General features: G+C 38.4%; 16 protein-coding genes. 12 read left to right on the top strand and 4 right to left on the bottom strand.

Annotation, left to right across the window (positions count from 1 at the left end; translation table 11 throughout):
- Complete coding sequence (locus AC07WY_RS08420) at positions 1–147, bottom strand: hypothetical protein (RefSeq protein ID WP_262086732.1); 147 nt, start codon at positions 145–147, stop codon at positions 1–3.
- Positions 148–642: 495 nt separating this feature from the next.
- Between AC07WY_RS08420 and AC07WY_RS08415 the strand changes: the two genes are divergently transcribed.
- From AC07WY_RS08415 to AC07WY_RS08395, 5 genes are all read left to right on the top strand, one after another.
- Positions 643–1,509: a metal-dependent hydrolase gene (locus AC07WY_RS08415; protein ID WP_262086731.1), complete on the top strand. Its 867-nt coding sequence runs from the start codon at positions 643–645 to the stop codon at positions 1,507–1,509.
- 30 nt (positions 1,510–1,539) lie between these two features.
- Positions 1,540–1,977 carry a PaaI family thioesterase gene (locus AC07WY_RS08410; protein WP_004717695.1) on the top strand — a complete coding sequence of 146 codons (438 nt, stop codon included), beginning with the start codon at positions 1,540–1,542 and terminating at the stop codon, positions 1,975–1,977.
- A gap of 142 nt (positions 1,978–2,119) precedes the next feature.
- A complete protein-coding gene (locus AC07WY_RS08405) occupies positions 2,120–2,800 on the top strand; it encodes a glutathione S-transferase family protein (protein WP_262086729.1) in 681 nt (226 codons plus the stop codon).
- On the top strand, positions 2,797–3,570 hold the full coding sequence (locus AC07WY_RS08400) for an SDR family NAD(P)-dependent oxidoreductase (RefSeq protein ID WP_494736138.1): 774 nt from the start codon (positions 2,797–2,799) through the stop codon (positions 3,568–3,570). Before AC07WY_RS08405 ends, AC07WY_RS08400 begins: the two co-directional genes overlap by 4 nt.
- Position 3,571: 1 nt before the next feature.
- Positions 3,572–4,261 carry a Rossmann-fold NAD(P)-binding domain-containing protein gene (locus tag AC07WY_RS08395; RefSeq protein ID WP_262086727.1) on the top strand — a complete coding sequence of 230 codons (690 nt, stop codon included), beginning with the start codon at positions 3,572–3,574 and terminating at the stop codon, positions 4,259–4,261.
- Between the two features lie 66 nt (positions 4,262–4,327).
- Here the strand turns inward: AC07WY_RS08395 and AC07WY_RS08390 are convergent, their stop codons facing one another.
- A complete protein-coding gene (locus AC07WY_RS08390) occupies positions 4,328–5,224 on the bottom strand; it encodes a LysR family transcriptional regulator (RefSeq protein WP_494736137.1) in 897 nt (298 codons plus the stop codon).
- A gap of 123 nt (positions 5,225–5,347) precedes the next feature.
- Between AC07WY_RS08390 and AC07WY_RS08385 the strand changes: the two genes are divergently transcribed.
- Entirely contained in the window at positions 5,348–6,100 is a 753-nt protein-coding gene (locus AC07WY_RS08385; protein WP_419336372.1) for an SDR family oxidoreductase, read from the top strand.
- A gap of 123 nt (positions 6,101–6,223) precedes the next feature.
- On the opposite strand, the gene dsdA is transcribed toward AC07WY_RS08385, so the two are convergent.
- Complete coding sequence (dsdA, locus tag AC07WY_RS08380) at positions 6,224–7,564, bottom strand: D-serine ammonia-lyase (RefSeq protein WP_494736136.1); 1,341 nt, start codon at positions 7,562–7,564, stop codon at positions 6,224–6,226.
- A 17-nt stretch (positions 7,565–7,581) separates the two neighbouring features.
- Positions 7,582–8,919, bottom strand: a complete 1,338-nt coding sequence (gene dsdX, locus AC07WY_RS08375) for a D-serine transporter DsdX (RefSeq protein ID WP_419336376.1) — start codon at positions 8,917–8,919, stop codon at positions 7,582–7,584.
- A gap of 220 nt (positions 8,920–9,139) precedes the next feature.
- Here dsdX and dsdC point away from each other — a divergent pair, with 220 nt between their 5' ends.
- The 6 genes from dsdC to AC07WY_RS08345 all read left to right on the top strand — a co-directional run bounded on the left by dsdC (position 9,140) and on the right by AC07WY_RS08345 (position 14,514).
- Positions 9,140–10,072 carry a DNA-binding transcriptional regulator DsdC gene (dsdC, locus tag AC07WY_RS08370; protein ID WP_494736135.1) on the top strand — a complete coding sequence of 311 codons (933 nt, stop codon included), beginning with the start codon at positions 9,140–9,142 and terminating at the stop codon, positions 10,070–10,072.
- Positions 10,073–10,851: 779 nt separating this feature from the next.
- Positions 10,852–11,658, top strand: a complete 807-nt coding sequence (locus AC07WY_RS08365) for a hypothetical protein (RefSeq protein ID WP_494736134.1) — start codon at positions 10,852–10,854, stop codon at positions 11,656–11,658.
- A 269-nt stretch (positions 11,659–11,927) separates the two neighbouring features.
- A complete protein-coding gene (locus tag AC07WY_RS08360; protein WP_494736133.1) occupies positions 11,928–12,413 on the top strand; it encodes a sigma-70 family RNA polymerase sigma factor in 486 nt (161 codons plus the stop codon).
- Positions 12,414–12,420: 7 nt separating this feature from the next.
- A complete protein-coding gene (locus AC07WY_RS08355) occupies positions 12,421–13,401 on the top strand; it encodes a FecR domain-containing protein (RefSeq protein WP_494736132.1) in 981 nt (326 codons plus the stop codon).
- Positions 13,402–13,468: 67 nt separating this feature from the next.
- Entirely contained in the window at positions 13,469–14,053 is a 585-nt protein-coding gene (locus AC07WY_RS08350; RefSeq protein ID WP_494736131.1) for a biliverdin-producing heme oxygenase, read from the top strand.
- Positions 14,050–14,514: a YbaN family protein gene (locus AC07WY_RS08345; RefSeq protein WP_494736130.1), complete on the top strand. Its 465-nt coding sequence runs from the start codon at positions 14,050–14,052 to the stop codon at positions 14,512–14,514. Before AC07WY_RS08350 ends, AC07WY_RS08345 begins: the two co-directional genes overlap by 4 nt.
- The last annotated feature ends 78 nt before the right edge of the window (positions 14,515–14,592 follow it).

Genomic DNA, 14,592 nt, shown 5'->3' with positions numbered 1-14,592 from the left:
TTATGGTGCGCAACGCATTAATGGTTTTTTAGATCCATCAGGCTGTGTGGTGGTCTTATCATCATTTGAATCATTACAAGCGGTAAGTGCCAGTAAAATGGGGAAAATATAAATGTACGATAGCCATTGTTTCGATTTTCTTAACATGTGTTTCATCCATTATAAAGATGCCCACACATTAGACAGCGCTTGTGACAGCAAGGTGTCACCTTTATGACAAATCATTGACATGGCAATAGCGCTAGAAATCGAAACAGAAATCCAGATAAAAATAGAAAATAAAACTGGAAAAGCTTAATCAGTTTTGATGGAGAGATGAGAGGGAGATGTTTAATTTTAATTTGAACTGTTGTTGAACTCTAAGATATTTATTCAGTACTTTTTATTTTAAGTTATTAATTTTATTGGTTATCTTTTTATGGGATGAATAATCATGCATCAGGTCAAAATGCGATGGATGAAAACAGCTTTTAAGTTTTTGGCTTAGATCGATTGTCTTTATAGGAATGATACTGTCATTTAAGGACAACCTGAAGCTTCAACGTATTCACATCATTGACAAGATCAACATGGATCATTATTTTAATTTCATAGGTTCTTTTTTGGAACTTGTTATTTTAAGATAAATTCTTGAGGTGAACCATGTCTATATCAGCGGTGAAAGAAAAATCAAAGCAAAAAACACCTGCATCATTTCCAGTACGTCGTATGGATTATGAATTTCAGGATATGCCCAAGTATTGGTGTAATGACGAACCAACCTTTACCCATTACTTCACAGGTTTATCGACGCTTTTTCCTGAAGGTGAATCCTACTTTGTCCGTTCAGTGCGCGCTTTACGTGGAAAAATTAAAAACAACCCACAATTAGACCGTGATATTGGAGCCTTTATTGGACAAGAAGCCATGCACTCTAAAGAACATCATGCTTTTCATGTCAGTGCACAACAATATGGTTTAGATCCTGAATCCTTAGAAAAAGCCACGGGGATCATATTAAAAGCGGTAGAACGTGCCTTTCCTAAAAAATGGAATCTCTTGGTCACAGTCGGTCTGGAGCATTACACCGCAGTGTTGGTGGTGGAGATGATGAAAAATGTCAATGAGTTAATGACCGATACCACCATTCGCAATTTATGGTTATGGCACAGTGTTGAAGAAACCGAGCACAAGGCTGTGGCTTATGACATGTATGAATATTTATATGGTAAGGGCTTAGATGCCTACATTCCTCGTGTGGCGATTTTTACATTTAGTCTTGTGCTGATCACGCTATTTTCTAATGTATATCAAGTGGTGTTAATGTCGAGAGATAAACAATTATTAAACCTTAAGTCTTGGACTAAGTTTGCTGGGTTTACAGTGCAAGCCTATCGTAAGCTGGTACCGCAATTTTTCTCTTATTATCAGTTTGATTTTCATCCGAATGATACCGATGAATCCGAAATTGTCGCACAAACTAAAGTAAAAATTGGCTTATCCCCTGAACAATCAATCCTTCTCCAATAAGCATTTTATTTATCAAAATAGGAAATAGTGATGAATCCACTCAATATGACTGGTCTGGAAATTATGCAAGCATTCCAAAAAGGACTGGTGCCAGCGCCTGGTATTGCAAAAACCATGGGGATGGAGGAAGTAGGAGACGTTGAATATGGTCGCATTGTATTTATGGCCATTGCGGATGAACGTCATAGCAACCCATTGGGTGGAGTACATGGTGGTTTTGCCGCAACGATATTGGATTCAGTGACAGGGTGTGCTACACATACCGTCTTGGCTGCAGGTGAGGGATATGGAACCACTGATCTTGCGATAAAAATGTGTCGTCCAATGCCGTTTAATAAAAAGTTAATTGCTGAAGGTAAAGTCATCAACGTAGGGAAAAACTTAGTCATTTCAGAAGGCTATCTTCGAGATGAAGAAGGAAAATTGTATGCACATGCAACAGCAACCAATATGATCATCCGTCGTTGAAAGATTCTATTTATGCATCATGGTTTTGAACCAGAATTTTTGGATCAGGGCTTTAAAAGCAGGCCTTTGAAGTATTAAGTGCTGATCCTGTGATGTAGTTTATCGAATATCAATCGACCCAACGTTAAGCTGAGAATATAAAATGAATTCAGTTGTATTACATCAATGGGAAATCTCACCTTTTTGCCAAAAAGTTGCCAGGATGTTGCAATTTAAAGGGATTGCTTATCAGACTGTGGATTATAACGGTGTACTGGGTGCAAAAGTGCCAATGCTCAGTAAAGCAGGCAAGGTTCCTGTTCTAGATATTGATGGTCAACGTATTCAGGACAGTACCCGTATTGCACGTTATCTTGATGATGCTTATCCAGACTTACCACGATTATATCCTGCTGATCCATTGCAAAAGGCCTATGTTGAACTTTGGGAAGATTGGTCAGACGAGTTGTTATATTTTTATGAGGTGCACTTTCGTGTCAGTGATGCTGATGCCTTAGATCATGCGGTTGAAATGAGTGCAAAAGGTCGCCCCAAACATGAAATATATCTGTTAAAACCCTTGCTCAAAGCAACATTAAACCTGCAACTTAAAATGCAGGGGACAGGTCGTATGGCCACGCAGGATATTGAGGCGGAATTTATTCGTCATTTAGAGCGTATCGAATTGGTGTTGGCGCAAACAGGGTGGTTGGTTGGCGAGGGTAAAACACTTGCTGATATTGCGGTTGGTTCGCAGCTTTTAGAGATTGTCCGCACCAGTAAAATTTGGGGCGCTAAAATTAAAGCTTATCCTTCTATTGCTCAATGGATCGACTTGCTATGAATACGCAGAATGCAACATCTCAAAATATAGCAACACTTCCATGTGTGGTTGTTATGGGCGTAGGTGCTGAACAAGGAATTGGAGCAGCAGTTTGTCGTCGTTTTGCTCAAGAAAAATTAAAAGTACATGTTGTGGGGCGTACTTTAGCGAAAGTGCAAGCCGTGGCTGATTCAATCAATGCGCAAGGTGGACACGCCATAGCACATGCTTTGGATGCTGAAAATGAACAACAAGTGCAGACTTTTTTTGCGGAGAGGAATGCGCAAAAGGAGCATCTCGTCGCTGTTATTCATAATGTGGGGGGCAATATTCCCTCAATTTTTTTAAAGACCTCACTTCAGTTTTTTACTCAAATGTGGCGTTCTACTTTTTTATCGGCTTTTTTAGTGTCACAACAAGCCTTAAAAATATTTGAACAACAGCAATATGGCACACTGATTTTTACCGGGGCAAGTGCATCTCTTCGTGGTAAACCTTTTTTTGCAGCATTTACCATGGGCAAATCTGCATTACGTAATTACGCACTGCATCTCGCCCAGACATATAAGCCTCAAAATATCCATGTTGCACATATTATTGTTGATGGCATGGTCGATGGTGATCGTGTCAATAAGGCGGTATTTGGTTTAGGACGCTTACTGAGACTTACACGAGGCACAGGTGGATTAAATATCGAAGCAATTGCTGAGAATTATTGGGTGCTTTATCAACAAAACCGTGATTTATGGACCCATGAGCTGGATTTACGTCCTTATCAGGAGAAATTCTAATATGTACAATTTAATTCCTCCATTGCTGAGAAAAAAATCCAAACTACAGGGCTGTATTGTTGTTATTGGCAATGAAACCCACTCGCTCAGCCAGCTTTTTGTGGATCAAGCACATAACAGGGCAATGCCTGTATATCAAGTTCAGCATGATCCTATGCAAACCAATCTAAAGATTGAGCAACAAGATTCAGGTCTAAAGCGGGTTCGTTTGAATCTGATCAATCCGACTGCTTTAAAAAATTTAGTTGGCTATATTCAACGAACAGGGCATTCAATTGAACTGTGTATTTTCCAAGCTGATTTTTCAAAATCATTGTCGAATTCTGATGCTTCAGCCCAACAGGTCGAACAGCTTTGGCAAAATACTGGTTTGGCTGCGGTAAATATTGCCCAAGCGATTATTCGACAGATGTTGATAAAGCCACAAGGAACTTTGATCTTTCTAGGAACACAGCCCAACCTGATCGCTGAAAATAATGGCTTAACTCAGAGTATGTTTGCCAGTATTCGGGCATTGGCACAATCTTTGGCAAGAGAGTTTCATCCTAAAGGCATTCATATCACTTATTGTATGTTGGAAAGTTGGGATAGTCAGAATGTTGTCTTGATGGATTCGGTTAAAAATATGTGTTGGCATCTTTATCAACAACCTGATTCAACTTGGAGTCAGGAATTGAGTGTTGGCGTATAAATGCTATGGGGATCAATGCGAGAGAGCGCTAGTTAATCATATCCATCAAGCAGCGTGATTGAAACTTCAAAGCAATGGATTATCCTGAAACAATCGTACAATCCATTCGATAAAAACTTTTTGTCGTGGTGAAACCAGTGTTTTTGATGGATAAAGTAAAGAAATAGGCAGGGATGGAACAGGATAGTCAGTTAAAATTTGACAAAGTGTGCCTTGCTTTAGCTCAGATAAATAACCATAACGCGGTGCTTGGATAATCCCCAAATGCTGTTTGGCTGCTGCTGCATAGGTATTTGCACCATTGACTTGAATCTTTAACGGCAACTCAAAAAACTGTGTTTTCTTGCCTGTCAGAAACTCAAGCGGCAGTGGCTTTTGTCGAGCAGAAGAATAAAATCCGACCATAAAATGTGATTGCAGATCGTCTAAGCGTTGTGGTGTGCCATATTTTTCTAAGTATTTTGGACTGGCTAATGTCACTTGTTGAATATCGCCCAGATGCCTGACAATTAATTCACTATTATTGAGCTGACCTATACGAATGACACAATCAATGCCTTCTTTTATCAGATCTACATAACGGTCGCTTTCGGTGAGTTGCAACTGTATCTGTGGAAACTCAGTTAAAAAATCATTTAATTTTGGCAGAATAAAATGCGCAGCAAAAATACCATGAACTGCGATTTTTAAAGGCCCTTGAGGTTTTGCATCAAGAAAATCATGATCAGACTCATTGATATAAGCCAAGATATATTTGCAGCGCTCATAATAAATATGGCCTTCATCGGTTGCTTTTACCTGACGAGTGGTACGCAACAATAAGCGCGTATTGAGTTGGAATTCTAATTGTTTAATTGCATCGGTCAGCGTTGAGCGTGGCAGATTTAAGATCTGCGCAGCTTTGGTAAAACTTTGTTGTTCAACCACATTGACGAAAGCAGACATTGCATTGAGTTTATCCATACGCCATTCCAATTGTTCGATTTATTCGGATAAAGATGTCAGGTTTAACTAGATTATCTGGTTTTATCTGAACAGTATCATAGAAGCGATTAGAGGTATATTTTATTCCATGAGGTCATCACGATGCATACAACAGGTCAAACACAGCAAGAAAAAGTGATTTTAATTACAGGCGCTTCTCGCGGGATTGGTGCATTTACTGCCAGCTTATTGGCACAGCAAGGCCATAAAATCATTATCAATTATGCCAGTAACGATAAAGAGGCGGAGCATGTCTTGAGCAGTATTCAAGCGTTAGGCGGAACAGCGAGTCTCTTTAAAGCCAACATCAGCCATTCCAATGAAGTGACTGCATTATTTGATTATGCAATTCAAACCTATGGCCGATTGGACGTGTTGATCAACAATGCAGGGATTTTGAAATTAAGTAAGATTGAACAATTAGACGATGAAAGTATTGATCAAGTTTTAGCAATTAATATTAAAGGCCCTTTATATACCATGCGTGAAGCTGCTAAGCGACTGCAAAAGGGCGGTAAAATTATTAATTTATCCAGCAGTGTGGTGGGGATGAAACTCGAAACCTATGGTGTTTATACTGCATCAAAAGCTGCTATTGAATCCTTAACAGCTATTTTAGCCAAAGAGTTAAGAGGAAAAAATATTACGGTAAATGCAATTGCACCTGGGCCTACGGCAACTGAACTTTTTCTTGAAGGCAAAAGTGATGAATTGATTGCTCAGTTGAGCAAAGCTGCACCTTTAGAGCGTTTAGGCACTGTAGAAGATATTGCCGCAGTGTTGGATTTCGCAGTAAATGAGGCGAGTAATTGGGTCAATGCCCAAGTCCTTCGGGTCAATGGTGGGATCGTTTAATTCCATAGGGAAAATCCTGACCCAAGTCTTTAATTGGGGCGATAGAGGATAATCACTTTATTTATCTGCTACCGCCCCAGATTCTGATGAGATCAAGACCTGTGCGAATCAAGGCTATACAGATTATTTTTTATAGGCTTTCGCTTGAGTTAAGTATTTTTCCATTTCTTCATCTGGAACCATTCCTCCTCCAGTCCCCCAGACAATGTGATTGGCATTTTCCAATTGCTGTTGGCTAAAGTGATGTAGCGCGGCATAGTTTTGATGTTGATTGGTCAAAATTGGTCCAAGCATACCCGCGAGCGCAGAAGGTTCTAATTTAAGCTGTTCTGTATCATTGAGCATGCCCAAGAGTACATACATGGTTTCATCCGTTAATGTATAAAAACCGTCTAATAATCTTTGCATTGCTCGACCCACAAAGCCAGATGCTCGCCCAACAGCGAGGCCATCAGCAGCGGTGATATTGTCTATACCCAGATCTTGAACTGAAATTTCATCATGTAAACCCGTTGCAACACCGAGTAACATACACGGTGAATGGGTTGGCTCGGCAAAAATACAATGTACATGGTCACCAAAGGCCATTTTTAAGCCAAATGCAACGCCACCGGGGCCTCCGCCAACACCACAAGGTAAATAAACAAATAAAGGATGTTGTTGATCAACCAAAATATTTTTTTGTTCTAATTGCTGTTTTAAACGTTGCCCAGCAACTGCATAACCTAAGAATAAGGTTTGTGAGTTTTCATCATCGATAAAAAAGCAGTTTGGATTTTCTAATGCTGCCTTTCTGCCTTGTTCTACGGCAACACCATAATCTTCAGCATATTCAACTACTGTGACATTGTGCGCACGCAACTTATCTTTCTTCCATTGACGTGCATCTGCTGACATATGCACAGTCACATCAAAGCCTAATTTTGCACTCATAATGCCAATAGAAAGGCCTAAATTTCCGGTAGAACCGACCGCAATACTGTATTGACTAAAAAACTGTTTAAACTCTGGACTATCCAGTTTTGCATAATCATCTTCAAGGTTTAAACGTTGTGCTTGAATCGCAAGCTTTTCAGCATGACAAAGTACTTCATAGATGCCACCACGGGCTTTAATTGAACCCGATATAGGAAGATGACTGTCTTTTTTAAGCCATAATTGACCATGGATCGATTGTCCAAAATACTGTTCCAACTGTTGCTGCATTTGAGGAATCGCTGCCAGTTCGGATTCTATAATACCTTGAGATGCCGCTGTTTCTGGAAAGGCTTTCATCAAATAGGGTGCAAAGCGTGTCAAACGTGCACTGGCATCATCAATATCTTTTTGGTCCAACCCGACATAGGGCAGCCCTTCTACCAGTGAGGTAAAATTGGGATTAAACCACGCCACTTCTTTGAGTGCGATAAGGTCTTTAACAATCGGATATTGGGCAATCAGCTGATCAATCTGTTGAGCGTTCATAAAATACTCCTAAAGGCTTAAATAAAATGAGAAAGCAGGAAGGTGCAGCCCAATGCTGTGAGCGAGGCAAGAAAAGTTGCAGAGGTATAATATTTAAAGGTTTCGTTTAATGTAGCACCACAGTATTGTTTGACTAACCAAAATAGAGAGTCTGTCACAATGGTAAAACCGATGGCACCTGAACCAATCGCAATCGCCATGATTTCAGGACTAATATCTGGATAGAGCGGTAACATTGGCGCTACGATTGCAGTTGCGCCCATCATTGCAACAGTGGCAGAGCCTACAGCTGCATGTAAAATCAGCGCAACCAACCAAGCGAGTAAAATTGGATGCATATGCAAGTGGGAAAGCGTGACAGCCATTGAGTCAGCTAAACCACTGGCTTTTAAAATACTGTTAAATGCACCGCCAGCCCCAATAATAAATAAGATGTTGGCAATTGAAGAAAATGAGTCTTCTGTGGCTTTTAATAAGCTTCCCATCCGCATATTACGACGTAGACCAAGGGTGTAGTAGGCAACAAATACCGCAATAAACATGGCGGTGATCGGATTGCCGATAAAGCCTAAAATGTGTGAAAGCTGAGTGGATGTATGACTATTTAATTCAGCCAAAGTTTTGATTAACATTAATCCGATTGGAAGAAATACCGTAAATAAGGTGATTTTTAAAGAAGGTAAGTTGTGTTCTTCTTTTAAGGTAAGCTTTGAAAATTCGACAGGTACTGCTTTAAACGGTAAACGTTGACCAACCAATTTTAAAAACAGTGGGCCACCAACCAGTGCGGCGGCTAAACCCACCATTAAGCCGAAAATAATCACGATACCGACATCAGCCCCTAGTTTATTGGTGACATAAAGCGCCGCTGGGTGAGGCGGTACTACACAGTGTACAGCCATTAATGCGGTGCATAATGGAATCGCCAATTTAAACAAAGAGGTTTTGGTATGCTGTGCTATAGAAAAAGCCAAGGGAATTAATAACACCACGCCAACTTCTACAAATAAAGTGATGCCACAAAATAGCCCAATCAGCACCATGACCACATCACTGGATATCCAGTGACATCGCTGTAAAGACAGGGCGATACGTTCAGCAGCGCCAGAGATTTCCATCATTTTGCCGAGAATGGTACCTAGTGCAATGACTGTGGCAAGGAAACCCAAGGTGCTTCCAATCCCATTTTCAATTGCATTGACCATATCCAGTAATGGCATTTTCATTGCCACACCGACAAAGAAGCTTGCCAGAAGCAAAGCTAAAAAGGGATGCAGTTTAAATTTTAAAATAGTGAAAATTATTAACCCGATACTGGTTAATAATATACCGACATCCACGAAATTGGTTTCCATACCATATATCTCTGTGACAAAAGTTGTTCTTTGTCTATTGAAGTTAAACCAGAGAAATCCGTCAAACGATCATATTTGATCTACGGGTTAAAATAATTCACTTGAAAAATAAATCCTAAATAAATTTTGATTTTTAAATGATTTATACGTTATTTATATGGGCATAGGACAGCAAGAAGCATGTGATCAATCATTTTGTTTCAGCAAAAAGGAAAAAGGCATGACCAACGCACATAAAAATCTAACCGGTTTTCAGCTCTCAAAACTGTATACATTTGAAGTTGCGGCTAGACATGAGTCTTTTGTACTCGCCGCTGAAGAACTGTCTTTAACCCCAAGTGCGGTAAGTCACCAAATTAATTTGTTAGAAAAAGAACTTAATATCAAACTGTTTTTACGTTTGCATCGTAAAGTAAAGTTAACCACTGAGGGACAGCGGATTTTAGCTGCTTTACAATTTTCATTAGACTCGTTAAACGTTGAAATTAAGGCATTGCAAAATCAGCAACTTGTCGGCTCACTCACGATTTATGCAAGACCATCGATTGCTCAGTGTTGGTTAGTGCCTCAATTACCTGATTTCATTCAACGCTATCCATTGATCCAACTCTCAGTTTTAACGGGTAATGAGGATGTAAATTTTCAACGTAGCGGAATTGATATTGCGCTTTATTTTGACAATCAACCGTCTTTTCAATTGAATTATCAGCATTTAATGGACGAATATATTATCCCTGTATGTAGTCCTACATATGCAGAAAAATTTAACCTCTACGATCATCTAGACAACTTAAAAAACTGCACATTGCTGCATGACTGCCAAGCATGGAGTAACGGCACAGGCGCAGATGAATGGAACAGTTGGACGCAGCATTTTAATGTAAATATGGATCATTCTTCAGAGATGAGTTTTGACCGATCTGATCTGGCTTTGATTGCTGCTAAAAATCACTTGGGTATTACCATGGGACGTAAAAAACTAGTAGAAAAAGACTTAGAAAGTGGTGAGCTAGTAATGCCATTTAAAAACATGTATTTAAAATGTGATCAGCATTACTATATTACATCATTGAAAAATAACGAATTACCTAAAGTTAAAGCATTTAGTGACTGGATAAAAGCACGAGCAAACTCAGAAATAGGGCATCAATGAAAAATCCTCAACCCTAGAAAAAGCCGAGCAAGCCTTGAATAAAAAATCACGAAATCAATTTTATGCTAAAACCTAAAAATTAATATTTTTTGCTTTTAGAGCTTTTATAATACTTGATTATTATGATTAATATTTGAGTGTTTATATTTTAATAACGCCAATCAAAATAAAAAATAAACAAACCTAAATATAATGAGAAATTAAATAGAAATAAAAAGAAAGATGTAATAAGTTTTTATATTAACAATAGGATGATTGAGATGGAAAAGCTAAACTGAAAATGACATTGTAAAATATAAACAACAACAAAATATACGAATTTTAAGTCAGTAAGATCATCCAAAAATACAGATTCTCCCTCAAAAGTCATGTTCAAATTTTTATACAAAAGTGAAGTTTAATTATAAATATTTATTATTTTTCAATACTTTGGTGGATTTTATTGAAGGTTGAAAAGCAGATCTAGCCACATTGTTATTGTAAATAAAATTGTAATTGATTATTATTCTCATTTGTTGATTGTGTGTGTATATTTGTAATCCATATTTTTGCTTCTAATTTGAAGATACTGGATGACCTGAAATATACACATTTAATGATGATTAATATCATTGAATAAGGTTTCTCCCTCATCAATTTAAACCCTGTTGAGCTATATGAATAGGGGTATGATGAGGGTAATCGATATAACAAGTATCGAATTTAAATATTGATTTTTTAAATAGCAAAATGGAAAGAATTTTTTAATTCAACAAATATTCACCTCCAAGGAAACGAACATGAAAAAATTGGCGCTATGGATGACCAGTTTAACTGCAATGGCAACTGCTGGATCAGCGATTGCTGCTACAGTCGATCAATCCAATGCTTATCAACAGGCATATGCATTATATGTGCTTTACCATCCTAATAATAAAGAGCAGAACAGTAGCACTTTAATTAAGCAATATACTCAGGACTATGCCGAATTGTTTAAGGCAAATAAAAAAGTCAATCAAGTGCAGTTTGTTCAATACGAGCAAGCACGTTTAGAGCCATTACTTAAACAGCGCCGTGAAATGTCAGAAAAACAGGTGCATGTACGTTATGGCATTCTCGATAATAATAAAGACCAGAAACTGACCCTAAAGGAATTTCAGGAGACAGGTTTAAAAACCTTTAATGAGTTTGATAAAAACTTGGATGGTTTAGTAAATGCAGAAGATGCCAAATTAGCGGGCAATAGTAATGCAACGCATGATGGATTCCGCGTGAAACTACCAATTTCAATGCCCATGCCAAGTAACATCAACGAATTTATTAGCCAATATGGTCAAGGGAAAAACTATGTAACGCTTGGAGATTACCTCATAGCGCGTGACAAACAATATTTTGCAACCGATGCGAATGGTGATCATATTGTTACTGAGAAGGAATATGTGGATGAGTTTATGCAACGTTTTGATGCCAATATCGCAACAGGTAAAGTCAAAATGCAGGAAACGGCAGCACAACAATTTCAAGTGATTGGCAAAGGTAAAACAACAATTCAAGCCAGTGATATTCAACAATTTGCTAAAAATATGGATCAAGCGATCAGTCAATAAATTATCGCCAAAACGTGATAAACAGTTTCTCGGTCATCTTGAGGATGATCGAGAAATTTTTTATTTAAAAGCGATAAGATTTTGATAAAATTATAATAATTTTTAATTAAATTTTGTTTAAGATTTACCATATATCCCATTTGGGTGTGTTGTGTAGTCTTATAAATGAGTTGGATACATTAAAAAATTCAATTAAAAGGGCAAACTGAGCTCTCATTTTCTTTATTTTTTTGCTAAGATATTGTTAATAATTCTCATTCTCTTTAAGTATGTCTGATCCTATTAGCACACTATATCGTCATCACCATTCTTGGTTATATCAATGGTTAAAACGTCGCCTCAATCATAGTGAAGATGCCGCTGATTTAGCCCATGATACTTTTCTACGTATCTTAAAGCGTAAAGATGAATTGTATTTTGATCAGCCGCGTGCAATTTTGACCACAGTTGCCAAGGGAATTTTGATTAATTGGTATCAACGTAAATCGATTGAAAAAGCCTATTTAGAGGTGCTTTCAAGCAGACCTGAATATGATGAAATTACACCTGAGCAAAAAATATCAGCAATTGAATCTTTATGTTTGATTAATCAATTACTCAATCAATTGCCTGAGCGCCAGCAACAGGTCTTTATTTGGTCACAATTAGAAGGGGTGACCCAACAGGAAATTGCAACACGCTTAAATATTTCTACCCGAACCGTGATGCGTGATCTGGTCTCAGTGTTGAGTCAATGTTTAGCTGTTATGGATTAATGCCTGCATGTTGCATGATCAAATTTATCGAGAAACAGCGCAATGGATCATTAAAATCCAACACGCACCATTGAATGAAACTGAACAGCTTGAATTTGAACAATGGAAACAGCAAAGTTCCCAACACCAAGCTGCATGGTCTAAAGCCGAACGCTTATTGTATAGCCTTGAAGAATTTCCCGAAGATGGGCAACAGCTGATTCAGCAAGGCAAGAAAAATACCCAATTTAATTTAAACAAACAATTGTTGTTTGCCTGTTTTCTGTGTTTTGGCAGTGTCATGCTATGGAACTCGGATTATCGCTATAGATGGTTATCGGATTATCGTACTGCGGTGGGTCAGCAGAAACAGCTTGAGCTGGAAGATGGGACACAACTTCAATTAAATACCCATACGGCTTTGGACGTGCGTTATACAGCACAACAACGTATTGTAAAATTACATTATGGTGAAATACAAATACGTACGGCCAAAGAAAAAAATCATGCTTATCGCCCATTCTTGGTCGAAACTGAATCGGCAAATCTTCAAGCGCTTGGTACTGTATTTAATGTTCAGTATTTCAACAAGAGTGAAAAGCAAACCTGTCTAGGAGTCATAGAAAGCGCAGTGAAAGTCAGTTTGAACCAGTCCAAACACACTAAAATTGTCCATGCTGGTGAGCAGCTCTGCTTTGATGATCGCAATTTTAAAGCATTACAAAGTTTAGATCCAAATATATTGGCGTGGAAAAACCATATGGTCATGGCTTTTGAAATGCCGTTGGAAAAATTGCTTCAAGAGGTTGGGCGCTATCAACACCAATATATCGACATTGACCCTCAATTGAAGTCGTTAAAAGTTTCAGGTTCATATCCAGTCAATGACTTTGGCACCTTACAAACAGCATTGCAATTCAGCTATCCAATCAAAGTAGAACGTTATTTTGGGGATCGTGTGTTGAGCATTCAGCCGAAAGCTGGAAATCAGAAAAGTAAAAATAATTAAGAAATGATGTCAGTTTTTACAGACAAGGCGGGTAATACAGTTAAACCAAACAAACTGGAGAAAATTGATGAGTACCTCATTCACACTCAACCGCCTTGCATCTCGTTTAAAAACAGAGACAGCCAGTCAACATGAATATATGCATCAATTAATGGAAAAAGCCCAAGTATTTAAAGATGTCGCACATTATGCAAAATTTACTTTGTCACAATATTATTTTCAAAAAAATGTCGAATATTTATTTCAACATCCCAAGGTTGCAGACTTGATTTCAGATTTAGATATTCGTGGGCGTTCACAAGCGGCTTACTTAGACCTACAAGACCTTCAGATCGAACCAGAATCGTTGGGCTTGGTTACTGAAACGATCGGCTTTCCTGAAGCGCTGGGTTGGATCTATGTATCAGAAGGTTCTACGCTGGGTGCAGCATTCTTATTTAAACAAGCGCAACAAAGTTTGGGGTTTTCCGCAGATTTTGCTGCGAGAAATTTAGCTGCCTATCCAGAAGGGCGGGCCAAAGTCTGGAAACACTTTATTGAGGAACTTGATCAGGCTGACTTTACTCAAGACGAGCAAGATCGCATCATTTACGCTGCTCAACAAGCCTTTGATTATTTTGGCGCATTATTAAAAGACATTCATTCAACATGAAGAAAGTGTCTTCTGTTAGCAATCACACACAAGGCAAAGACTTAACGCTGTTAGCGTCTTTGCCAGTAACGCCATCCGCAAATTTACATTCATCCTCAGTGGTGCGTGTGATCTGCATCATCTTGGCAATTTTGTGTCTTGTTCTCGCTGTGGTGGGCATTGTATTGCCAGGGATTCCAACTTTTGATTTTCTCTTTTTGGCAACAATTTTTGCCTCAAAAGGTTCAGCACGCTTGCATCGTTGGTTACATCAAAATCGTTATTTTGCAATGTTGCTCGCACAGTATCGTGGCGGTTTTAAACAGATTTCGCGTTCACGTAAATGGATGATGACATTGAGTGTTTTATTCGGTACGACAATGTTAATGGTGTCTTCACTGCATCTGCACTTAAAACTTAGCCTGTTGGTCATTTTGCTGATTGGGTTGATCTGGATTTGGACCAGACCAGAAAAAATATAAATTTTCATGTCATGTTTTAACAATTCACTGGGTAATGATTATTGAAAATGAAAATCATTCACAAGTGTGGGCGTTCCT

It is taken from the genome of Acinetobacter sp. GW821-FHT01C12 (assembly GCF_059422625.1).
This window is presented reverse-complemented; position numbering and strand designations above follow the sequence as displayed.